Here is a 22,125-nt window from a genome sequence, read left to right as displayed (position 1 = left end):
AAAGCGTTTCGGGTTTGGAAAGTTGAAAATAGTTTGTACCTTTGCAGTCCCTAACGGATACTATGTACGCCTGCTACTTGTGTTTGCTATCAAGATAAAACAAGGCAGTCGCGCAAAAGTCCGCCTTTAAACGCCTATTTTGTATCAATGATTATGAATTGAAGTAGGGCTACTACAAAGCAAACTCCTTCACATTTTTATTTAGGCATACAGTAAAGAAGTTTAAGAGAGGACATTTCGTTTGGGTTTGACTTTTGAAAAAGGAAAGCCTGATGGGTGTTGCGCTATTTGCACCACACACGCACCTTTCCCCGTTTTGCAGTCAGACCGCCGCTTTTATAGGGTTAGCAACCCAAAGGCACGCAAGTATCACGTAGGGTAAAGCCATTGTATCCGCAACTCAATAGCAAGAAGTTATGTTACAGCCAAAGCGCACCAAATTCCGCAAACGCCATAAGGAGGTATCGCGTACCAGAGGGGTCGCCCAACGCGGTCATACCGTTAATTTTGGCGACTTTGCTATCAAAGCCTTAGAACCGGGCTGGATTACCTCTCGCCAAATCGAGTCTGCCCGTATCGCTGTTACACGCGCGATGAAACGTCAAGGTCAGGTCTGGATTCGTATCTTCCCCGATAAGCCCGTTACGAAGAAGCCTGCTGAGGTACGTATGGGTAAAGGTAAAGGTTCGCCTGAATACTGGGTAGCACCTATCAAAGCGGGTACGGTAGTATTCGAGGTATCAGGGGTTGATGAAGCCCTTGCACGTGAAGCCTTGCGTTTGGCTTCTCAAAAGCTACCTATCCTGACTAAATTTGTGGTACGTTTAGATTACGAAGCTGGTCAGTAGTAGGGTCTTATTTTACCAAACTTATTATCTGAAAAGATATGAAAAATCAAGACATTCGTGCGCTCTCTACCGAGGACATTCACGCACAAATCAAGGAATTGGAAGCCAAATTGCAGAAGCTCTCTTTCAGCCATGCAGTAGCTCCGTTAGAAAATCCGATTTCCTTGCGACATACGCGCCGCACGATAGCACGCCTCAAAACGCATCTGCAAGCTCGCACAAAATAAGCCGCTTTTGTTTAGAAGAAGCCATGCTTATCAGCTGCTTTATTTCCAAATTCCTAACTTGCAAACGCCCAATTATCTATGGAATCTACCCAAATAGAGAGAAAGCAACGCAAAGAGCGCATCGGCATCGTAACGAGCAATAAGATGGATAAAACCATTGTTGTAGCCGTAGAGCGTCGTATGAAGCACCCCCTTTACGGGAAATTTGTAAAGCGTACCTCTAAATTTATGGCGCACGACGAGGAGCAAACTTGTCAGATAGGCGACCGAGTACGCATCATAGAAACGCGCCCACTTAGCAAAAATAAGTGCTGGCGACTCGCCGAAGTGATAGAACGCGCTAAGTAACCCTTCGCCGCTCTTGACCTCCCCTACTCCACTGCCCTTCGGCAGGCGAGTTTATTAATAAGCGCATCATCTTATTCCTTAACTCATTAAGAGCGATGATACAACAAGAAAGCAGACTGGCAGTAGCCGATAACAGTGGTGCCAAAGAAGTGTTATGTATTCGCGTATTAGGCGGTACAGGCAAGCGTTATGCCAGCGTAGGCGATAAAATCGTTGTGGCAGTCAAATCTGCCGTTCCTTCTGGCAACGTCAAGAAGGGCGCAGTTTCAAAAGCCGTCGTGGTACGCACCAAATCGGCTATCCGCCGCAAAGACGGTTCTTATATCCGTTTTGAAGAGAACGCCGCCGTATTGCTCAATGCGCAAGACGAACCGCGTGGCACTCGTATCTTCGGTCCCGTTGCACGTGAGCTTCGTGAAAAGAAGTTCATGAAAATCGTATCCTTAGCACCCGAAGTTCTTTAATCACTCCTAACCTTGTTTAAAGGTATGAAGACATCAAGCAAAACACCTGCAAAAACCCCTAAACTGCACGTCAAGACTGGCGATACGGTTATCGTAGTCGCTGGCGCAGATAAAGGCAAGAAAGGCGAGATTTTGAAAGTCTTTCCTGAAAAGCAGCGTGCCATCGTGAGCGGTATGAAAATGGCAAAGAAACACATCAAGCCTACTGCCGAACAACCACAAGGTGGCGTTATTGAAATTGAGATGCCGATTCATGTGAGCAACCTGATGCACCTCGACCCTAAAAGTGGCGAGCCTACCCGCATCGGACGCAAGAAAGATGAAAGCGGCAAAACCGTTCGTTATTCTAAGAAAAGCGGAGAAATTATTAAATAATTCGTCCAAATCATCGTCATGGCAAGACCCAGATTAAAGGAAAAATACTACAACGAAGTAGTGCCTGCTTTGCGCGAAAAATTCCAATACAAGACGGTGATGCAAGTCCCTCAATTAGAGAAAATTTGCATCAATCGCGGTATCGGACAAGCCGTTGCAGATAAGAAACTCATCGACGTGTCGGTAGAAGAGCTTTCCAACATCACTGGTCAGCGTGCCGTTCCTACCTACGCCAAGCAATCAGTAGCGAACTTCAAATTGCGCGAGGGCATGCCCATTGGTGTGCGCGTAACCTTGCGCGGCGACCGCATGTATGAGTTCTTAGACCGTCTCACTACCGTATCTATGCCTCGCGTCCGCGACTTCCGCGGCATTAGCGACAAGGGCTTCGACGGACGTGGCAACTACACGCTTGGCATCAAGGAGCAGATTATCTTCCCCGAAATCTCTATCGATAAGGTAAAGCAAATTTCAGGTATGGATATCACCTTTGTAACCAACGCGGCTACCGACGAAGAGGGCATGGCACTTCTCAAAGGCTTAGGACTCCCCTTCCGTAGTTAAGCCACTCACTTTAACCCTAAGTAGCAATTATGGCAAGACTTTCCATTATCGCACGCGAACGCAAACGCGAGAAACTTGTAGCCCTACAAGCTGAAAAACGCGCCGACTTGAAAAAGCGCGTCAAAGACGGGGACATAGAAGCGCAAGCACTCTTAGACAAATTGCCACGCAACGGCTCTAAAGTGCGCCTCCGCAACCGCTGCAAACTCACAGGCAGACCACGTGGCTATATGCGCAAATTTGGCATTTCACGGGTTACGTTTCGTGAATTAGCCTCTGCGGGTAAGATTCCGGGCGTAACGAAAGCAAGCTGGTAAGCAATACATTTGCCTATCACGCCTTCTCTGTCCTTAAACTTACCGTCCAAACTTACCGACGGCACAATCGGAACGATTTGATTGCCCTGTGTCGTCTTCTTATTTCAAATCCGAATACGAAGGAAATAAATTCTTGAGGGAATGACAACGGATCCAATTGCAGACTATCTGACTCGCATCAGAAATGCCATCAGAGCCAACCATCGCATTGTTGAGATTCCTTCTTCTAAATTGAAGAAAGAAATCACCAAGATTTTATACGATAAAGGCTATATCCAAGGCTATAAATTTGACCAAGCTGCCAGCATCGGCGGCACTATCAAAATTGCCTTGAAGTACAATCCTGTAACCAAACAAGCGGCTATCTCTGCCTTAGAGCGAGTGAGCCGTCCAGGGTTGCGCCAGTATCGTAAAGCAAGCGAACTTCCGCGCGTTATGAACGGACTCGGCATTGCGGTTATCTCCACTTCGCGTGGCTTGATGACTGACAAAGAGGCTCGTAGAGATAACATCGGCGGCGAGGTGCTTTGCTACATTTACTAATCTTAGCTTCTTCGGCGGTTTGCTATTCAGAGATGACTTTTTAGGGAGCGAATAGCCCCTTAGAAACACAATTTCCCGCCGAAATTTTACACTGACCTTCAAAAAACAGACCCGATGTCACGTATAGGTAAAAAACCGATTAGTATTCCAAACGGTGTAAGTGTAACCATTGACAAAGATGTCTTGACCGTCAAGGGACCTAAGGGCGAATTGAAGCAGACCCTTCACAAAGACGTATCTGCTTCTATGCAAGACGGCGAAGTGGTCTTCGAGCGTCATGCCGAATCTAAAGACGCACGTGCTTTGCATGGGCTTTACCGTTCCTTAGTACAAAATATGGTCAAAGGCGTTACCGAAGGTTACAAACTCCAATTAGAGTTGGTAGGGGTAGGTTATAAAGCTGCCACCAACGGACAAGTGTTGGAGTTAAACTTAGGTTATTCGCACGCTATCTTTTTCCAAATCCCCAACGAGGTGAAAGTCGCTGCCGAGATGGTCAAGGGTAAGAATCCTATCGTTACTTTGGAAAGTAATGATAAGCAACTTATCGGACACATCGCTGCCAAGATTCGCTCGCTACGCAAAGTAGAGCCTTACCAAGGTAAGGGTGTGAAATTTGTAGGGGAGAACATTCGTCGTAAGGCTGGTAAAGCAGGCGGCAAGAAAAAATAATTTCTTCACCACTGGCTGGATACAAAACAGACATAAAATAGACACGAACTATGTCAGCTACTACCATCGCGCTTAAACTCAAACGCCGCGCTCGTATTAAAAAAGGTATTCGCAAGCGTGTGAGCGGAACTGCCGAGCGTCCTCGTCTTAGCGTCTTTCGCAGCAATAAAGCGATTTACGCCCAACTGATAGACGACAACGCAGGCGTAACCTTAGTTAGTGCTTCTCTACAAGCGGGAACGCGCAACATCGAAAACTCTAAGCAAGTAGGCACTCTGCTTGCCGAGCGTGCCTTAGCCAAAGGCATCAATACTGTTACTTTCGACCGTAACGGCTACCTCTATCACGGCAACGTGAAAGCCCTCGCTGAAGGCGCAAGAGAAGGCGGTCTGATATTTTAATCACAAACTCACAACCTTAGATTATGAACCTCAATACGGTAAAAGTAGCCGAAACGGGCGAATTGAAGGAAAAAGTTGTTGCTGTGAATCGGGTTGCCAAAGTAGTGAAAGGCGGACGCAGATTTAGCTTCTCAGCATTAGTTGTCGTGGGCAATGGCGAAGGCGTAGTAGGATACGGCTTAGGAAAGGCTCTCGAAGTACAAGATGCTATCAATAAAGCGGTAGAAGATGCCAAGAAAAACTTGGTTAAAGTTCCTATCATCAATGCCACTGTCCCACACGATATTATCGGCAAATTCGGCGCAGCCAAGGTATTGCTCAAACCTGCTTCAAAAGGTACAGGTGTTATCGCTGGTGGCGGCGCACGTGCCGTCTTAGAAGCAGCAGGCATCAACAACGTCCTTGCCAAATCGCAGGGTTCTAATAATCCCGGCAACGTCGTTCGCGCTACTGTCAATGCCTTGCTCAATATGCGTGATGCCCATTCGGTAGCACAACAACGCAACGTTAAACTTTCCAAAGTGTTCAACGGCTAATGCCCTCTCTTCAATAGATATGGCTAAAATCAAAATCACCCAAACTCGCAGCACCATTAAGCGTCCCCAAGCACAACGCTTGACGCTCAAAGCCCTGGGGCTGCACAAAATTCATCAGTCGGTAGAGCAAGAAGACTCTGAAACTATCAAAGGCATGATTAGAAAAGTGGCACACTTAGTTAAAGTGGAAGCCCTCTAAGCACTCCTGCTCCCACCTCTCCCTGATATTCATCTTCTAACAAGAGAACGACAATGAAACTACATAACCTTCAACCCGCAGCGGGTTCGGTCAAAGCCGAAACACGTATCGCACGTGGGCAAGGCTCTGGTAAGGGCGGAACGGCTACCCGTGGTCATAAGGGCGCACAGTCGCGCTCTGGCTACAGCCACAAGAAAGGCTTCGAAGGCGGTCAGATGCCTTTGCAGCGTCGTATTCCTAAGTTCGGTTTTAAGAATTTCAATCGAGTAGAGTATAAGCCCATCAACTTAGACACCCTCGAGAAATTGGCGAGCGAAAAAGGTATCTCTACCATCACCCCTGAAGTGTTGTATGCCAACGGACTGGTAGGCAAGACAGACAGAGTCAAAATCCTAAACCGCGGCGCACTTCAAAGCAAAATCGAGGTCTCGGCACATGCTTTCTCGGAGGCTGCCAAAGCCAAAATCGAGGAAGTGGGTGGCTCAGTCGCTACGCTTTAATCTTATTACAATAGTTAGGAATTTCAGAAAAAATCGTTTCTTTGCGTTTTCTTACCAAGCAAGCGTTTGGCTCGTAAGATACGGCGTTTGTGTGGTGAAAAAGTAAGCCAACGACTTTCTGTTTTTGCTAACTATTCATTTATTTTATCCGTGAGAACTCATGAATAAGTTCATTCAGACGATAAAGAATATCTTTTCTATCGAGGAACTACGCAACCGCATTTTGGTTACGCTCGGCTTTTTGCTGGTCTTCCGTCTTGGCTCCTATGTGGTTCTGCCGGGCGTAGACCCTGACAAGCTCGAGGGCGCACAAGGTGGTCTTTTAGACTTCATCAACCTCTTTTCTGGTGGAGCTTTTAGCCGTGCCTCTGTGTTTGCCTTAGGGATTATGCCCTATATCTCGGCTTCTATCGTGATACAGCTTCTAACCGTTGCGGTAGGCTATTTTCAGAAACTACAAAAAGAGGGCGAATCGGGCAGAAAACGCCTGAATCAAATTACACGTTTTCTCACGATTGCGATTACGCTGTTCCAATCGGTGGCTTATATCAAAGGGACAATCCCTAATGAAGCTATCCTTATCAACTCCAATTTCTTCCTTTTTGCCTCGATGGTCTTGCTTACAGGCGGTACAGTTTTCTGTATGTGGCTGGGCGAAAAAATCACGGAAAAGGGTATCGGAAATGGGGTGTCTTTGCTCATCATGATTGGTATTGTGGCACGTTTCCCCGACGCTTTGTGGCAGGAATCTACCCTACGTGGCATAGATGGTCTGTTGATTTTCTTCTTAGAAATCTTCGCTCTTTTCTTTGTTGTGGTAGGTACGGTCTTGGTCATTCAAGCAGTTCGTCATGTGCCTATGGAATACGCACGTCAGATGGTGGGTGGAAAGGGCAGAAGAGCTGCTATGGGTGCTAATCCTCGCTCTACTTTGCCCCTGAAAGTCAATGCTGCTGGTGTAATGCCTATCATCTTTGCACAAGCCTTGATGTTTCTTCCCCCGCTTATCGCCTCTGCTTTTCGCGGAGAGGACACACCTACGGCTGATTACATTTCGCAGCGTTTCGCAGACTTTACAAGCTGGGAATACAATCTGCTCTTTGGCGTTCTGATTATCCTCTTCACCTTCTTTTATACTGCCATTACTATCAATCCGCAGCAAATTGCAGAAGATTTGAAGCGCAATAATGCTTACATTCCCGGCGTACAGCCCGGCGAGGAAACGGCAACTCACATTTCTACCATTATGGATAGAATTACTTTGCCCGGTGCTATCTTTATTGCCATCATAGCCATCTTACCTGCCTTAGCAGCCGCAGCAGGCGTAGGGGCGCAATTTGCGCAGTTCTACGGCGGTACTTCACTACTTATCATGGTGGGGGTAGTATTGGATACACTACAAAAGATAGAAAGCTATTTGCTTGACAAAGATTACGAAGGTCTGATGGACGGCTCTGCCGAAGGTAGGACACAACCCCATTTAGACGTTATTTAATCTTGACAAGAAACTCGCCGACAGCTCTTGAAAACTGTCGTCTGGTTTTTTGAAACAATAAGCACAGTGGCGCAAGCAAAATGGCAATAGTATGATGCGTTTTCTACTATTCTGATAAGCAAAGTAAGAAATTACTTTGCTTTCGCCGTGCTAAATCATTCACTTCTTATTCCTTCTTTGTGCCGCATGCTTTTGTGCAGGCACACGTCAGAAACTATGCCTATCTATTACAAAACCGCTGACGAGATTGCACGCATGCGCGTGAGTGCCGACCTCTTGGGGCGCGCACATGGCGAAGTTGCTAAACACGTTAAGCCCGGTGTTTCTACCAAACGATTAGACCAAATCGCTTTTGAGTATATTGCCGACCATAAGGCGATACCGTCTTTTCTCAATTATTCAGGCTTCCCTGCCTCGCTTTGTATTTCTGTTAATGAAGTCGTCGTGCATGGGATTCCAAGTCAATATATTTTGAGAGAGGGCGATATTATCTCCATCGATTGTGGCGTGTTGTTCAATGGCTATCACGCTGACAGTGCTTATACTTACCCTGTGGGCGAGGTCAAGCCCGAAGTACAGGCACTATTAGACGCAACAAAGGCTTCGCTTTATGAAGGAATTGCGAAAGCTACCTACGGCAATCGTATCGGTGATGTGAGTGCGGCTATTCAGACTTTTGTAGAAAAGAGAGGCTATTCGGTAGTGCGTGAGTTGGTAGGACATGGCATTGGGCGCAACCTGCACGAATCGCCAGAAGTTCCCAACTTTGGCAAGCCGCGCAAGGGCGAAAAATTGCGAAACGGCTTGGTTTTAGCCATCGAGCCGATGGTCAATTTGGGAAGTCGTGCCATTGTGCAGGAGGCAGACGGCTGGACAATCCGCACTATGGACAAAAAGCCCTCGGCACACTACGAACATACCGTTGCTATTTTGAATGGCAAGCCTGAAATCTTGACCACTTTCAAATATATCGAGGAGGCGTTGGGGCTTGCCGTACTTAGTTCTACTAAGACAGCTTGAGAAGCGCACTCGCTCAAATCGGTTTTCTTGGATAAACCCTAAGTCTTGTTTTCTTTCAAATAGAGAATTTCGCTTTGAAAGAATCTCTTAAAAAGTAAAAACTTTATCGCAAATAGAGTTTTGCAAATCCAAAAAAAAAGACTACCTTTGCATTTCGTTTGAAATCAGACAGTTGGCGAAGTGATGTTGTGGAAACTAATTCCGTAATTTATCTAATCAAAAACTATTTACCATCTCTAACCTACCTTTATGCCCAAACAAGCTAATATCGAGCAAGACGGCGTTGTAACAGAAGCCTTATCCAATGCGATGTTTCGCGTAGAACTTCAAAGCGGACATCAAGTAATTGCACATATTGCAGGAAAAATGCGAATGAATTACATCAAAATCTTGCCGGGCGATAGAGTGAAATTGGAGATGTCGCCCTACGACCTGACACGCGGACGCATCGTCTATCGCTACAAGTAGCGAAAGAGTTGCGATTTGGCGTTTAAAGACGCGCTGCTCCCAACTTTCCCTGTGGGTGGTTTTGTCTAAGGTCTGTGGCGGCAAGCCTTCAGGTTTGTGAAGTTCTCAAACGTAAAGCCAAGCCAAGTCCTTCTTTTGTTCTCAATCGCAAAATCGAGAGTCTTCTCTCTAAAATTTCACTCCCATGAAAGTAAGAGCATCTGTAAAAAAACGCAGTGCGGATTGCAAGATTGTTCGCCGTAAAGGAAAAGTTTACGTCATCAACAAGAAAAATCCGCGATTCAAACAAAGACAAGGCTAATCCAACTCAATCTATAACTACACTATGGCAAGGATACAAGGGGTAGATATTCCCGACAAAAAACGTGGAGTCATTAGTTTGACTTACATCTATGGAATCGGTCCTACACGTGCAAGAACTATCTTGGAAAGCGTAGGCATTTCTGCTGATAAGCGTGCAGGGCAATGGACAGACGAAGAGGCACGCGCCATTCGCGAGTTTATCGCTCAAAACTACAAAACGGAAGGTGAATTGAAGTCGGAAGTGCAGCTCAACATCAAGCGTTTGATGGACATCGGCTGCTACCGTGGTCTTCGCCACCGTAAGGGTTTGCCTGTTCGCGGTCAGCGCACCCAAACCAACGCGCGTACCCGCAAAGGTAAGCGCAAAACAGTTGCCAACAAGAAAAAATAATAAGGGCAACTGACTTCTAATCCGAACCGTGTCCCTATCGAATTTTAAAAAACATGGCACAAAAAAGAAAAGATAAAGCTAAAAAGCGCGTCGTTAAAGTAGAAGCGACAGGGCAGGCACACATCAAAGCCTCCTTCAACAACATCATCGTTTCTATGACCAACGAGGCTGGACAGGTCATCACTTGGGCTTCGGCGGGTAAAATGAACTTTAAGGGTTCGAAGAAAAACACGCCCTATGCAGCTCAGGTTGCGGCAAAAGATTGCGCACAACGCGCTTTTGACTTAGGACTTCGCAAGGTAGATGTCTTCGTCAAAGGACCTGGTTCTGGTCGTGAGTCTGCGATTCGCGCTATTAGCGCGGTAGGCATTGAAATTGCCTCTATCAAAGATGTTACGCCACTACCTCACAACGGTTGCCGTCCACCCAAACGCCGTCGCGTTTAATCTCTTTCAGAAATGCTGAAACAGTTGTCGATTTCGCCCACTTGCTTGTATCTTTTTGATATAATATACTGGCTCGGCAATCTTACGCGCGAGCAGAGTGCAGGCTGTAAATCCACTGTTTAGATTTCGCCCTCTCTTATCTACCTGATTGGAGAGCGGTTTTCTCTCAAATTATTTGCATCAATCGCAAACCACAAGGCTCTGCACCGATACCCTTTCGGCAGGCAAGCCCCAAATTGTACGAAATTCTTATGGCAAGATATACAGGTCCTATTGATAAGATAGCACGCCGCTTCAACGAGGCTATCTTCGGTCCTAGTAAGGCTCTTAAGCGTAAGCCTTATGCGCCGGGTCAGCATGGCAAAGGTCGCCGTCGTAAGCCGTCCGACTATGCCGTCCAGCTCATGGAAAAACAAAAAGCCAAGCACACCTACGGGGTGTTAGAGCGTCAGTTCTCTAATCTTTTCAAGCGTGCTGCCAGCAAACAAGGTGCGACAGGTCATAACTTGATTAAGTTCTTGGAAGCGCGTCTTGACAACGTCGTTTATCGTTTAGGCATTGCACCTACACGCCGCGCTGCCCGTCAGCTCGTCAGTCACAAGCACATCACCGTCAATGGTGAGGTCGTCAATGTGCCTTCTTACGCATTGCGCCCTGGCGATATCGTGGGAGTTCGTGAGAAGTCTAAGTCCTTAGAAGTCATTTCTGAAAGCCTTTCTGGGCGTGCAGCCAACAAGTATTCTTGGTTGGAATGGGATAGCAACCAGTTGGCGGGTAAATTTATGAGCTATCCTGAACGCGAAGAAGTGCCTGAGAACATTCAAGAGCGTCTTATCGTAGAATTGTACTCTAAGTAAGCAGGCTTTTGGCAGGCTGCCTTAGCAAGTACGCTCCTGACCGCGGACGCAAGAAGGTCAGACACGCTTTTTTTCCTGCGTCCGCTTTATTTTGTATCTTTTCAATCTTTCTCTACATCATCAAAACCAACGGTTTTCAAACCCAAAGAAGGCAAACAATATGGCAGTTTTAGGATTTCAGATGCCCGAAAAGGTGGTAATGGAAAAAGCAGACGACTTCCACGGGCTATTCGAGTTTAAGCCGCTTGAACCCGGTTATGGGGTTACGATAGGAAATGCTCTGCGCCGCGTACTCTTGTCTTCGCTTGAAGGCTATGCCATCGTAGGCATACGAATCCCCTCTGTGTTACACGAATTTTCTACTATGGAAGGCGTAGTGGAAGACGTGAGTGAAATTATCCTCAACTTGAAAATGGTGTGTTTGAAGAGGAAAGTAGAAGAACCTACTTTGAAATTCTCGGCGCACGTCAAAGGAAAGAACGTCATCACAGCTGGCGATTTAGGGATTAACTCTTCCGATTTTACCATTCTGAATCCTGACTTGGTGATTTGCCATTTAGATGAATCGGTAGAGTTCGAGATTGACCTGTTTATTGATAGAGGCAAAGGATACGTTCCCGCAGAGGAAAACAAGCCCGCTACCGAAATGCCTATCGGTTATATTCCGATTGATGCCATCTACACGCCTATCAAAAACGTGCGTTATAGCATCGAAAATACGCGCGTAGAACAGCGCACCGACTATGAAAAGTTGCTCATCGAAATTAAAACTGATGGCTCTATTCACCCAGAGGAGGCACTTAAATCGGCTGCACACTTGCTCATCAAGCATCTCCTACTTATCTCCGACCAAAACATCACCCTCGATGAAGCCGAAAGAGAAGAGCAGGAAGCCGTAGATGAGGAAATGCTCTACATGCGTCGCTTGCTAAAATCCCCGCTTTCAGAGTTAGACCTTTCGGTACGCGCTTACAACTGCTTGAAGGCAGCCAACATCAAGACTTTGGGCGATTTGGTAAGTTTAGAGATTTCAGATATGATGAAATTTAGAAACTTCGGTAAAAAATCCCTCACCGAACTTGAACAACTCGTCAATGAGAAAGGACTTACTTTTGGCATGGACGTATCTAAGTATCGTTTAGACGAAGACTAATCTCTCACCCTCCGCAATTTGTAGTCAAATTGCACAACGAACTTCAAAATGAGACACGCAAGTAAAATCAATACACTCGGACGCACAGCCTCACATCGTAAGGCTTTGATGGCTAACATGGCATCGTCGCTCATTAAACATAAGCGCATCAAAACCACTTTGGCGAAAGCAAAAGCCTTGCGCAGCTATGTAGAGCCGATGCTTACACAAGCCAAAACCGACACCACAGCCGCAAGACGCTTAGTTTTTGCTAAGGTGCAAGACAAAGAAGTGGTCAAAATCCTTTTTGATGAGATTGCACAAAAAATTGCAGACCGTCCCGGTGGCTATACACGCATCTTGAAATTGGGACAGCGTGTAGGTGATGCTGCTGAAATCTGCTTCATCGAGCTTGTCGATTACAACGATTTGATGAAGAAAGGCGAAGGCAAAGCCACTAAAACGCGCCGCCGTCGCAAGAAAAAAGCAACCGACGCTGCACCTGAAAATACAGCTTCTGAAGCAACAGAAAACAGCACAGAGGAATAAGACCGAAAGCGGTACTTTTCTCTTGTTTTTCTACAAAAAGCCCTTCTTTTTGAAAAAGAAGGGCTTTTGTGTTGTCAGAGCCAAGCTACAGACGCGCCAGCAGGCTTTTCCTATAAAACTTCTTTACAAAACTTCCCTTTAAAATTTATCTTTTAATGAATTTTTTGAATGAAGTTTCGCCTTTTTGGGTTTGGGTTAGTCGGATTAGATACAAACCCGCAGGAAGAGAAGCGATATTGTGTTGCCAAGTCTGTTCGCCTGCCTCGAAGTGCCTTGTATCGGAGAAGCACTTTTTGCCCTCTGCCGTTAGAAATTCGAGGTATAGTAGGTCGTTTTGTGGCAAGTAGAAAGTTAGGGATAGTTCTTCTTGGGCAGGATTGGGGTATAAATTGGTTATCTGGAAGCTCTTTTTGAAGGCGTTTCGCAATAGGATAGTCTTCGAGTAGGTGAAGGTCTGATTTTGGTCTATTTGTTTGAGGCGGTAATAATTATCGCCTTCGAGGGGCTGATTGTCGGCAAATTGGTAGTATTGTTTGCTTTTGCCATTTTTACCTGCCTGAATCCTACCCAAATAAACGAAATTTTTGCCATCTGCACTACGCTCTACTTCAAAGGCTTCGCTCTGCCATTCCGATACCGTAACCCATTGGAGCAAATTTCGCTCGCCTTGTACTTGTCCCTTAAATTCCTGCATTTCCACAGGCAGTATGGTGCAGTCGAGGTCGGCAGTGCCGCCAAAGGAGAGATTGAAGCCGATGCCTGTGGTGCTAAAATTATTGATAAGAAGATAAAAGCGGTCGCCTGCTGTGGCGTTGATGTCTAAATTGAAAGGATTGCCTGCATTGGGACCTTCGGAATTGGTAGTGCCGCCCAAAGCAGTGCTTACGCCTGTGGTGCCGCCTGCGCCTACGCTGGAGCGTGCGTTGCAGGAAACGACTGTTCCGTTGGTAGCGACGTTGGTACAAAAGTCTGGATTATTGGCGCGATAAACGATAAAATCATAATCGTCGGCAGGGCTATTTTGTGAATCTATGACAAAGGAAAGTGTGCCAGTGGTTTGGGCTTCAAAATTTATCCATACCGATTGCGATTCCGAAAAAGTGCCAAAACAGTTATTGATAGGGTCTTGTGTTGCACCAAAACCAAAACTATTGGTATTAAAGGCGGCATCACTGCATAAGGGAATACTGACATTGCAGTCTGAATATTGCTGCTGCACACAAACGCCAAACGTACTTTGTCCCCCACCAAAATCCCAAATGCGCACGTAATAGACATCGCCGGGTATAAGGTTGTAATTGACAATCTGCGACATGCTGCCTTGTCCGTCATCGTCATCACATTCTACCGAATTAAGTGAGCCACAAGTGCCATCAGGCGCGTGATAGAGTTGCATGCCGCTATCGGTCATTGTGCCTGCTATTGTGCTAAGGGCAATATCGCCGCTGGCAGGAGCGGTAAATCTATACCACACATCTTCTGCGCCGTTTCCACTGGCACAGGAGGGTGCGCCGCCAAAGGCATTGCTGGCAGTAGCATTGACGGTAGTGCCATTGATAGGACTGCACTCAAATTCGCCTACGGTAAGCTCGATAGCCCCTGTACAGATGTCATTGACAGGGGGCGGCGGAGGGCTGGTTACACAGATATTGCCCGTCATGTTGTTATTTCCACCTGCTTCATATCGTATGATTCGGATAAAATAAGTTGTGCCGACGGTTGTGGCAATCGTTAGCGTTTCTGTTCCATTATTTCCAAGTGCATCTTCACAACCCAACTCGGTTAGGCTGCCACAACTGCCACTATAAACGGCAATGGCTACATCTCTATTTGTTGTGATGGTAATGGTAGAGCTTGTCCCGATGGCGGTGAAACTATGCCAACCGTCTTCGCGGTTATTGGCATTGCTGACGCAAGAGGCTGCTGAGATGGCATCACGTGTGAAAGTGGAAGGAATAGAATAGTTGCTATTATTACAACTGAAATTGGCTGTAATTGCCGTCGCATCTGCACAAGCGTCGCTTTGTGCCAATAAAGTGGTGTTGTTCCATAATAGAAAAAATCCTATCATAGATAAAAATAAAATATTTTTTTTCATAAGTTTCAATATTTGTTGAGCGTGAGATAAAAGTTTAGTGGCACTAAAATACGGAAAAAATGCTTTCCTTTTGAAAAAAGTGAGAAAAGAGTCAATTTTTTATTAGCTTATTACAAATGGAGTAGGCGAAAAGCAAAGAATGAAAACAATCAGCGCCAGCCAGCCCAAAAACTTGCGAAACGGAGAGAGCGGTGTTTTTTCGTCTAAGGCTTCGGGGTGCGCTGTGCCTAAAAATCTACCGATAATGAAGCCAAAGAGTAGCCAGCCTTGATAGCCCTCTACGGTAGGGAAGACGGTTTTGAGTACAAATTGAGTCGTGAAGATGGCAGTAGCTATGACAAGGGCAGTGAGGCGCGACTCGAAACTGCGTTCTAAGGTTGCATATAGGAAAAAGAGGTACAAAGCACCATAGAGAAGTAGGTCTTGATAGTTGTCTTGGATAGAAAAAAGCCCCAATCCTGCATATCCGATAAAAACGACAAAGATGATGCGCGAAATAGCCCCATGTCTTTTACTTCCCAAAAGCCCATACAAGACATGCCCTCCATCTAACTGTCCGATAGGCATCAGGTTAAGGGCTGTAAAGAAAAGGGCTAAATAACCTGCCAAAATCCAAGGATAGTGCATCAATTCGCTATTAGGAGGCAAATTTGTAGGGTCATTGATGAGGAATTGTTTGCAAAACTCGAAGAGTAGGTTTGTTCCCAACTCAATTTGCCCACTTAAACTGTACCCTCTTTTCACAAAATCTTCTTGGGCAGCATATACAAATTTGGTGTTGCCATGTTGTTCATAAAAGGCTTGCCATTGGGGGTGCGGCTTTTCTATCAAATAACTTTGAGGCGGAAAGGTTTGGAAGCCATAAATCAAGACCCCCAAAGCGACGACAAAGCCCGCCAAAGGACCTGCTATGCCCACATCAAAAAAGGCGGCACGAGTTTTTAAAGGCGATTTGATTTTGATAAATGCGCCCATTGTGCCGATAGTAGAGGGCATACCTAAAAAGCCCAACCATATTGGAATGTAGTAGGGCAAACTCACACGCAGGCGGTAGTGTAAGGCAGCGAAATAATGCCCAAATTCGTGAAAGGTGAGAATCCCTAAAAAAGGCACAGAATAGTACAAGCCATCTAACCAATGCGACCAACCCAAATTCCCTTGTACGATTGCTACCGAAAGAAAAGTATCGCTTTCTACCAAATTGAAAAAACTGTCGGCATAAATCCATTCTGCCCCTGCAAAAGTAGTGCTGATAAGTGTCAGAGAAAAGAGCAAAATTTGAAACAAGATTGTTTTCCAATTCGTGCGTGGCGCAGGCGAGGCAGGCGGATAAGAAAAAGAAGCGTGGTCATCAGACATAGCGCGGCAATAGAGGAGAAAGGTGAAATATAGGATTAAGAGATGCTCAAAAATAAGTCTTTTTTCTTATTTTTCCTACTTTCGCGCCGAAGCAAAAAGAGTAGGGAGCAATTTTAAAAGCGTTTTAAATTGCGTTTAAAGGGCAAAAAAAAGAGCCGAAATCGGATTTTATACAAACGCTTTCCCTTTTTTTTTGTTCTTTTGTAAAATTCCTGCCTTCCTTCTTCTGCCTTGTCTGATAACAAAATCGCCCTTGCCGAAAAGCCGCACATATCGCCTCCTATTTAAAAATGTAACAAAGTTATTGAGCAAAGCACCGACTTTGCTCCCACATGGCTTTGCCCTTTTTGCCAATGCCGACGAGCTTGCACCCCACATAGACGCAATCCTGCCCCATGCCGATGTCTTGCTTCCCCACTTAGACAAATTGCTGCCCTATAAAGAAACTTTACTTCCTTATATCGATAAGATTGCGCCCCAAGCTGCCATTTTGCTCCCCCATGCCGACGCGCTCCTGCCCAAGGCACATATCCTACTGCCCTATTTTGACCTGCTCATGCCTGTGGCTGAAAAGCTATTGCCCTATAAAAATATCATGCTTCCCTATGCCGAAGTTTTATTGCCTCATGCCGAAAAATTGCTCCCCCACATCGATATGCTGCTTCCCCATGCCCAAAGACTCCTGCCCCATGCAGAGGATATGTTACAAGATATTGACGTTTTGTTGAAGCACATAGACAAATTGTTGCCTTTCTACGATTGAAAAAAGCGCGAAAAAGGTTTTTCATGCCTTTTTTTGAAACATGGATACCACAAAAAAATCCGAACAAGAGGACGGCGAAAAAAACGACAATTCCGTATTTTATTTTAGAAAAAAACAGCGAAACCTTATTTTTTTGGGTGAAAACGACAAAAAGTGCCATTTCTATACAAGAAAATTCGCCAAGAGCCGATAAATAGACGGCGGAAAATTTGGAAAAGGGAATATTTTTTGCGAATTTTGAAATCAAAATACCCCAATTACGAAATCTTAACATCTGCCCAAGATATTTCCTCGCGTACCAAATTTTTACGTTATGAAACAAGAATACGACAATGAGTCGCTTTTAGATAAAAACAGTCTTTCGAAAGGCAAACTCTCTGAAAAAAGTTTGGAAGACCGCCTTTGGCTCGATTCCACACTAAGCCGTTTTGATGACATCTTGCGCATCAATTACGACAAATCAGTAGAAGTTTTTGCCGACATTGTTATTGCAGAGGCTTGTACGATAGTAGAAGCCATCAGCGGTTCTTTTTTTATTGTAGATGAAGACCAAGCCTTAGTGCGGGCAGTGGCAGGCTTCGGCACTACGGTAGAAACCATGGCACAGCGCGAATTTCGTATCGGCGCAGGCATCATAGGGCAGTGTGTCAAGTCTAAAACGACGCGCCTACTTACCGATATTCCGCCCCAAAATGTAGTAATTAAATCTTCCTTAGGCGATTTGAGTGCAGACTCGGTCGTGGTCATTCCCCTGATTTTCAACGAAAGAGTCTATGGCGTAATCGAAGTGGTAAGCCTCAAACGCTTTCCCTCCAAATATTTAGACTTTTTGGATAGACTTTGTAGAAATATCGCCTCTACCCTGCAAAGTATTCAGGCGAATGCACGCATGCGCAAACTCTTGATAGAATTGCAGGAACAGACTCAAAAACAAGCCTCACAAGAGGAGGAATTGCGTCAGAATTTAGAAGAATTAGAAGCCACACAAGAAGAATTACAACGCCAAAAATTACAAGTAGAGCAGCAGAGTGCTTTTTATACCACTATCTTCAAATACGCCCCCGTTCTTTTTATCACAACTGATGTCAAGGGTGTCATCACAGGTTTTAACCCTGCCGCCGAAGCCCTTTTAGGCTATGAAGCAGACGAGCTTATTGGCAAACAAACGCCTGCCCTTTTTCACGACATGGGAGAAGTGGCTGCCTATCAGCCTATTCTATCAAAGGAGTTAGGCTATGAAGTGCCGTTGGGTTTTGATGTTTTTGTAGAAAAATCCAAAAAGAGCCTGACCAATAGGCGCGAATGGACATACGTAGCCAAGAGCGGAGCGCGTTATACGGTAGAACTAAGCATCAACGCCATTTTTAATAGAAAAGGTGAAATAGAAGGCTATTTTGGCATTGCGCAAGATGTTACCGAGCGCAAAACCAATCAGCAGGAATTAGAAGCCCAAAAAGCGGCGATGCTTCGTACTATTGAGGAGTTGGAATCGGCACAAGACCAGATGCGTCAGCAGCAGGAAGCTCTCTTTGAAGTCAATGAAGAGGTGAATCGTGAAAAGGTACATTTCGAAAATGTTGTTTCTAACGTCAATGGCATGGTCTATACCTTCGAATTCGACCCCAAAACAGGTGCTACGGGCTTCCCTTATGCTTCCTCGAAGGCGAAAGACTTGTTCGGACTTACACCCGAAGAATTGAAGGCTCTTGGCTCGACAGGCATAGATGTCCACCCCGACGACCAAAAACGCTTCGAGCAAAGTGTGGCAGAATCGGCGCAAAGCATGAGTCCCTACAAAATCCGAATCCGTCTAAAAGCTGCCAACGGCAAATACGAGTGGTTTAGGGCAGAATCAAATCCTACCTTCACCGAGCGCGACACCATACTTTGGTACGGTTATATGCAAAATATTCAAGAGGAGGTAGAGCGCGAAAAAGTGTTCCAACAAAACGAAGAATTGCGAACCTTAGAAGAGGAATTGCGTCAGAATTTGGAAGAACTGCAAGCCAGTCAGGAATTGATAGAAAAGCAGAATCAGGAATTGAGCAGCCGCCAGACCCAACTGCAAACTTTCTTAGACGCTGCCGACGACCATTTCTTAGCCGTTGATAAGGATTTTAAAATCGTGATTGCCAATGATGCGCTTCGTCAGATGTACCGAAAAAGGGGAGTAGAAATTTTGATAGAAGAAACTCACATTTACGATTTGTTGCCCCAAGCCGAATGGGAATCGCACTACAAGCCGCTCTATGAGCGTGCCTTCAAAGGGGAGCGCGTGAGTTTTATGACCGAATTTGAGGGTGAGCATTTTAGTCTGACCTATGCCCCCTTGCGTAGCAGCCCAAAAAGCAAGCCTTATGCAGTGGCGGTGGCTTCCAAAAATGTTACACAAGTGGCGCAAGAAATCGAGCAGAAGAAGCGCGGCAAAAATAGATAGAGGGGCAGTCTTGTTTTCAACTTTTTTCTTTGGTCTTTATGAAATTACACCCAAAAACAAACGGGCAACCAGATAAGGGTAGAGAAAATAACGCATCTGCACTCGAAGAGCGCAGGTACGTTACTGATGCCATGCGCCATTTTCGCAACGTCATGTTGTGGGAAGATGAACAGACCGTAGGCTCTTGGGCAGACAAATTGCTTTCCGAACTCCTGCCTTTCGTGGAGGGTGCAATGGCAACGATGTATGGTTTCTACAAAGAAAAGTTGCGCCTTTTGGCTATCTTTGGGGCAGAAACCGACCAAGTGCGCCCCACCTACGACTCAAGCGAAGGACTCTTAGGCAAGGTTTTTTTGCATAGGCAGCCCCTTTTCCTAACGCGCACACAGCACGAACGCCTAACGCTCCCTTTTGGTACGGGCTTTCTAAAATCAGAGGCACTCCTGCTGCTACCACTTTCCTACAATAGCCGCTCGATTGGGGTCTTAGAAATTGTTTTTTTCAAAGAACCCAGCGAAGAGGTTGTTTTTTTGTTAGAAAAAATCGCGCGTGAGGCAGGCGGACACCTCAACGCACTTCTGAAAGAATTGGCATTGCGCGAAAGTATGCAGAAGACCAAAGAAAACGAGGAGCGTTTGAAGGTATTGGCAAAAGCCGCCACCGAAGGGATTATTTTTTTAGAGGGCAGACAAATTTCTGATGCCAATGATGCCTTTCTCAAAATGTTTGGTTATGTCTTGCAAGAGGTGATTGGCGAAGATTATGCGCGTTTCTTAGTGGCTGATTCTTGTCAATCTCTTTTCGAATTGGATAGCCAAACCATACCCAAAGAGTGCGTAGGGCGTTATGCCAATGGCACAAATTTTCCGATTGAAGTGCAGATGCGCAATCTTTTTTACCAAAAAAGAACCTATCGCGTCTTGACAGTACGCGACATTACCGAGAAAAAATTGGCAGAGGAAACCCTCAAAGATAGCCGAGAGAAGTTAGCCGAAGCCCAAAAAATTGTAGAACTGAGCAAAGAAATCGAGAAAAAGAACCGAAAAATTACCGATAGCATCAATTACGCCTACAAAATTCAGAACGCCATCTTGCCCAAAGAAGCCGACTTTGCGCGAATCTTACCACAATCTTTTGTCTATTATCAGTGCAAGGACATCGTATCGGGCGATTTTTATTGGCTTTCTGAAAATGAAAACCACATACACCTTGCCGCCGTCGATTGCACAGGGCATGGCGTACCCGGTGCTTTTATGTCTTTTATCGGACATTCGCTTCTCAATACGCTTATCAATGTGCGCCAAATTTCCGAACCTGCTCAAATTCTGACGCGCTTAGACAACAAAGTCATCAAGACCCTACGACAAGACGAGGATACCTCCATTCGCGATGGCATGGATTTGGGGCTAATTTGTATCGATAAAAAGACCCAAAAAATAACCTTTGCAGGCGCACACCGTCCGCTTTGGTTGGTCAGAAAGGGCAAATTAGAAGAATATCGCGGCACACGCGCTCCCATTGGCGGCGTATATAGCAAGCCCAAGACCTTCCAACAGGTAGAAATTGAGCCTCAAAAGGGGGACATGCTCTTTCTCTTTTCCGACGGCGCAACGGATTTGTTCAACCCCAAAGGCGAAAAATTTAAGACCAAACGCCTGCGACAACTGCTGGTAGAAGTTGCCAACTTGCCCCAAAATCAACAGGTCGAAACCATCAAGACCGCCTTTCAAGATTGGAGTCAGGGCGTAGAATTTATCGATGATGTCATTATTTTGGGCTTGCGCCTATAAAAAAATATAGGGCGGAACTTTTTTATTGTACTTTTGAGTTGAAAGGATTATATTTGATTTTTGATTCCTTCCCTTATTGATATGCAAAAAGGCTTAGTCCTACGCTCTACGGGGCTTTGGTATGATGTAGTTTCAGAAGATAACAAACGCTACAAGGCGCGGCTACGAGGCAAAATCCGCCTCCAAAACTTGAAAGTTACCAATCCGATTGCTGTCGGCGATTGGGTCTTTTTCGAAGAAGAAACCGCTACCGATACCAGCCAAATCCCTATCGCTTCTATTTTTGATATAGAAAAGCGTCAGAATTATATCATCAGACGCGCCCCCAAAAAAAACGTACATGGGCATATCATTGCTGCCAACCTCGACCAAGCTGCCTTAGTCATTACGTTGGCAATGCCGCGCACGTCGTCAGGATTTATTGATAGATTTTTGGTCAGTTGTGAAACTTTCCGTATCCCTGCCCTGCTCATTTTCAATAAAACCGACTTATTAAGTCCCGAAGAAGTACAAATTCAGGACAAAATTAGAGAAAAATACGAACAAATTGGCTACCCTACCTTAGCCGTTTCCGCCACCGAAGACCCCTCTTTGCAAGCCTTAGAAGCTGCGATTCAGGGCAAAACAACCCTTTTTTCAGGACACTCTGGCGTGGGGAAATCTACCCTTCTCAATCGCCTCGCCCCTCATCTAAATTTGAGAACCCAAGAAATTTCCGACTTTTCAGAAAAAGGCATGCACACCACTACTTTTGCCGAAATGTTCGAATTTCAGCCCCATACCTATCTTATCGATACGCCCGGTATCAAAGAGTTGGGGCTGATAGAAATTGGCGAAGACGAACTTTCTCACTATTTCCCCGAAATGCGCGAGCTTATTGGTGCGTGCAAGTTTCATAATTGCAGGCATCTGCACGAGCCAAAATGTGCCGTTAGGCAGGCAGTAGAAGAAGGCAAGATTGCCAAAAGCCGCTACAATAGTTATTTGAGTATGGTAGAAAACGACGACAATAGGCGATAAATT

At 45.6% G+C, this 22,125-nt stretch carries 28 protein-coding genes; 26 read left to right on the top strand and 2 right to left on the bottom strand.

The annotated features are described in order from the left end of the window. Nucleotides 1-416 precede the first annotated feature (416 nt). The 22 genes from rplP to rplQ all read left to right on the top strand — a co-directional run bounded on the left by rplP (nucleotide 417) and on the right by rplQ (nucleotide 12,655). Complete coding sequence (gene rplP / locus G500_RS0108970; RefSeq protein WP_027002313.1) at nucleotides 417-848, top strand: 50S ribosomal protein L16; 432 nt, start codon at nucleotides 417-419, stop codon at nucleotides 846-848. Between the two features lie 38 nt (nucleotides 849-886). Continuing rightward, complete coding sequence (gene rpmC / locus G500_RS0108965) at nucleotides 887-1,075, top strand: 50S ribosomal protein L29 (RefSeq protein ID WP_027002312.1); 189 nt, start codon at nucleotides 887-889, stop codon at nucleotides 1,073-1,075. 78 nt (nucleotides 1,076-1,153) lie between these two features. Continuing rightward, complete coding sequence (gene rpsQ / locus G500_RS0108960) at nucleotides 1,154-1,423, top strand: 30S ribosomal protein S17 (RefSeq protein WP_027002311.1); 270 nt, start codon at nucleotides 1,154-1,156, stop codon at nucleotides 1,421-1,423. Between the two features lie 95 nt (nucleotides 1,424-1,518). After that, nucleotides 1,519-1,887 (top strand): 50S ribosomal protein L14, encoded by a 369-nt coding sequence (gene rplN, locus G500_RS0108955; RefSeq protein ID WP_027002310.1) that lies wholly within the window; start codon nucleotides 1,519-1,521, stop codon nucleotides 1,885-1,887. A 24-nt stretch (nucleotides 1,888-1,911) separates the two neighbouring features. Next, on the top strand, nucleotides 1,912-2,262 hold the full coding sequence (rplX, locus tag G500_RS0108950; RefSeq protein ID WP_035756865.1) for a 50S ribosomal protein L24: 351 nt from the start codon (nucleotides 1,912-1,914) through the stop codon (nucleotides 2,260-2,262). A gap of 18 nt (nucleotides 2,263-2,280) precedes the next feature. Next, nucleotides 2,281-2,826 (top strand): 50S ribosomal protein L5, encoded by a 546-nt coding sequence (gene rplE, locus G500_RS0108945; protein ID WP_027002308.1) that lies wholly within the window; start codon nucleotides 2,281-2,283, stop codon nucleotides 2,824-2,826. A 29-nt stretch (nucleotides 2,827-2,855) separates the two neighbouring features. After that, complete coding sequence (gene rpsN / locus G500_RS0108940; RefSeq protein ID WP_027002307.1) at nucleotides 2,856-3,143, top strand: 30S ribosomal protein S14; 288 nt, start codon at nucleotides 2,856-2,858, stop codon at nucleotides 3,141-3,143. 141 nt (nucleotides 3,144-3,284) lie between these two features. Next, entirely contained in the window at nucleotides 3,285-3,686 is a 402-nt protein-coding gene (gene rpsH, locus G500_RS0108935; RefSeq protein WP_027002306.1) for a 30S ribosomal protein S8, read from the top strand. A gap of 114 nt (nucleotides 3,687-3,800) precedes the next feature. Continuing rightward, complete coding sequence (gene rplF / locus G500_RS0108930) at nucleotides 3,801-4,358, top strand: 50S ribosomal protein L6 (protein ID WP_027002305.1); 558 nt, start codon at nucleotides 3,801-3,803, stop codon at nucleotides 4,356-4,358. Between the two features lie 50 nt (nucleotides 4,359-4,408). After that, nucleotides 4,409-4,759: a 50S ribosomal protein L18 gene (rplR, locus tag G500_RS0108925; protein ID WP_035756862.1), complete on the top strand. Its 351-nt coding sequence runs from the start codon at nucleotides 4,409-4,411 to the stop codon at nucleotides 4,757-4,759. Between the two features lie 23 nt (nucleotides 4,760-4,782). Beyond that, entirely contained in the window at nucleotides 4,783-5,295 is a 513-nt protein-coding gene (gene rpsE / locus G500_RS0108920) for a 30S ribosomal protein S5 (protein ID WP_027002303.1), read from the top strand. 19 nt (nucleotides 5,296-5,314) lie between these two features. Beyond that, complete coding sequence (rpmD, locus tag G500_RS0108915) at nucleotides 5,315-5,494, top strand: 50S ribosomal protein L30 (RefSeq protein WP_027002302.1); 180 nt, start codon at nucleotides 5,315-5,317, stop codon at nucleotides 5,492-5,494. A 53-nt stretch (nucleotides 5,495-5,547) separates the two neighbouring features. Further along, entirely contained in the window at nucleotides 5,548-5,994 is a 447-nt protein-coding gene (rplO, locus tag G500_RS0108910) for a 50S ribosomal protein L15 (RefSeq protein WP_027002301.1), read from the top strand. A 160-nt stretch (nucleotides 5,995-6,154) separates the two neighbouring features. Then, the gene (secY, locus tag G500_RS0108905) at nucleotides 6,155-7,489 is read left to right on the top strand and encodes a preprotein translocase subunit SecY (protein ID WP_027002300.1); all 1,335 of its coding nucleotides are present in this window, start codon (nucleotides 6,155-6,157) and stop codon (nucleotides 7,487-7,489) included. Nucleotides 7,490-7,705: 216 nt separating this feature from the next. Then, the gene (gene map / locus G500_RS0108900; RefSeq protein ID WP_035756859.1) at nucleotides 7,706-8,509 is read left to right on the top strand and encodes a type I methionyl aminopeptidase; all 804 of its coding nucleotides are present in this window, start codon (nucleotides 7,706-7,708) and stop codon (nucleotides 8,507-8,509) included. Nucleotides 8,510-8,758: 249 nt separating this feature from the next. Beyond that, nucleotides 8,759-8,977, top strand: coding sequence for a translation initiation factor IF-1 (infA, locus tag G500_RS0108895; RefSeq protein ID WP_027002298.1), 219 nt, complete (start codon nucleotides 8,759-8,761; stop codon nucleotides 8,975-8,977). 184 nt (nucleotides 8,978-9,161) lie between these two features. Continuing rightward, the gene (ykgO, locus tag G500_RS25500) at nucleotides 9,162-9,278 is read left to right on the top strand and encodes a type B 50S ribosomal protein L36 (protein ID WP_086047862.1); all 117 of its coding nucleotides are present in this window, start codon (nucleotides 9,162-9,164) and stop codon (nucleotides 9,276-9,278) included. Nucleotides 9,279-9,302: 24 nt separating this feature from the next. Further along, nucleotides 9,303-9,671, top strand: a complete 369-nt coding sequence (rpsM, locus tag G500_RS0108890) for a 30S ribosomal protein S13 (RefSeq protein WP_027002297.1) — start codon at nucleotides 9,303-9,305, stop codon at nucleotides 9,669-9,671. A gap of 53 nt (nucleotides 9,672-9,724) precedes the next feature. Further along, on the top strand, nucleotides 9,725-10,117 hold the full coding sequence (gene rpsK, locus G500_RS0108885) for a 30S ribosomal protein S11 (protein ID WP_027002296.1): 393 nt from the start codon (nucleotides 9,725-9,727) through the stop codon (nucleotides 10,115-10,117). 251 nt (nucleotides 10,118-10,368) lie between these two features. Continuing rightward, nucleotides 10,369-10,974, top strand: a complete 606-nt coding sequence (rpsD, locus tag G500_RS0108880) for a 30S ribosomal protein S4 (RefSeq protein WP_027002295.1) — start codon at nucleotides 10,369-10,371, stop codon at nucleotides 10,972-10,974. A 160-nt stretch (nucleotides 10,975-11,134) separates the two neighbouring features. Continuing rightward, nucleotides 11,135-12,127 (top strand): DNA-directed RNA polymerase subunit alpha, encoded by a 993-nt coding sequence (locus tag G500_RS0108875; protein WP_027002294.1) that lies wholly within the window; start codon nucleotides 11,135-11,137, stop codon nucleotides 12,125-12,127. A 48-nt stretch (nucleotides 12,128-12,175) separates the two neighbouring features. Continuing rightward, nucleotides 12,176-12,655, top strand: coding sequence for a 50S ribosomal protein L17 (rplQ, locus tag G500_RS0108870; protein ID WP_027002293.1), 480 nt, complete (start codon nucleotides 12,176-12,178; stop codon nucleotides 12,653-12,655). 145 nt (nucleotides 12,656-12,800) lie between these two features. Here the strand turns inward: rplQ and G500_RS0108860 are convergent, their stop codons facing one another. Then, nucleotides 12,801-14,753 carry a T9SS type A sorting domain-containing protein gene (locus G500_RS0108860; RefSeq protein ID WP_027002292.1) on the bottom strand — a complete coding sequence of 651 codons (1,953 nt, stop codon included), beginning with the start codon at nucleotides 14,751-14,753 and terminating at the stop codon, nucleotides 12,801-12,803. Nucleotides 14,754-14,855: 102 nt separating this feature from the next. Next, a complete protein-coding gene (locus G500_RS0108855) occupies nucleotides 14,856-16,112 on the bottom strand; it encodes a site-2 protease family protein (RefSeq protein WP_051203397.1) in 1,257 nt (418 codons plus the stop codon). A gap of 253 nt (nucleotides 16,113-16,365) precedes the next feature. Between G500_RS0108855 and G500_RS0108845 the strand changes: the two genes are divergently transcribed. The 4 genes from G500_RS0108845 (at nucleotide 16,366) to rsgA (ending at nucleotide 22,122) form a co-directional block, all read left to right on the top strand. After that, entirely contained in the window at nucleotides 16,366-16,875 is a 510-nt protein-coding gene (locus G500_RS0108845) for a hypothetical protein (protein WP_211220148.1), read from the top strand. A gap of 313 nt (nucleotides 16,876-17,188) precedes the next feature. Then, a complete protein-coding gene (locus G500_RS0108835; protein ID WP_027002288.1) occupies nucleotides 17,189-19,312 on the top strand; it encodes a PAS domain S-box protein in 2,124 nt (707 codons plus the stop codon). A 38-nt stretch (nucleotides 19,313-19,350) separates the two neighbouring features. Beyond that, complete coding sequence (locus G500_RS0108830) at nucleotides 19,351-21,102, top strand: SpoIIE family protein phosphatase (protein WP_027002287.1); 1,752 nt, start codon at nucleotides 19,351-19,353, stop codon at nucleotides 21,100-21,102. A gap of 81 nt (nucleotides 21,103-21,183) precedes the next feature. Continuing rightward, complete coding sequence (gene rsgA, locus G500_RS0108825) at nucleotides 21,184-22,122, top strand: ribosome small subunit-dependent GTPase A (RefSeq protein WP_027002286.1); 939 nt, start codon at nucleotides 21,184-21,186, stop codon at nucleotides 22,120-22,122. The last annotated feature ends 3 nt before the right edge of the window (nucleotides 22,123-22,125 follow it).

The sequence above is a fragment of the Hugenholtzia roseola DSM 9546 genome (assembly GCF_000422585.1).
Taxonomy (GTDB): Bacteria; Bacteroidota; Bacteroidia; order Cytophagales; family Bernardetiaceae; genus Hugenholtzia; species Hugenholtzia roseola.
The sequence above is the reverse complement of the archived record's forward strand: the minus strand, read 5'-3'. Positions and strand labels throughout refer to the sequence as shown.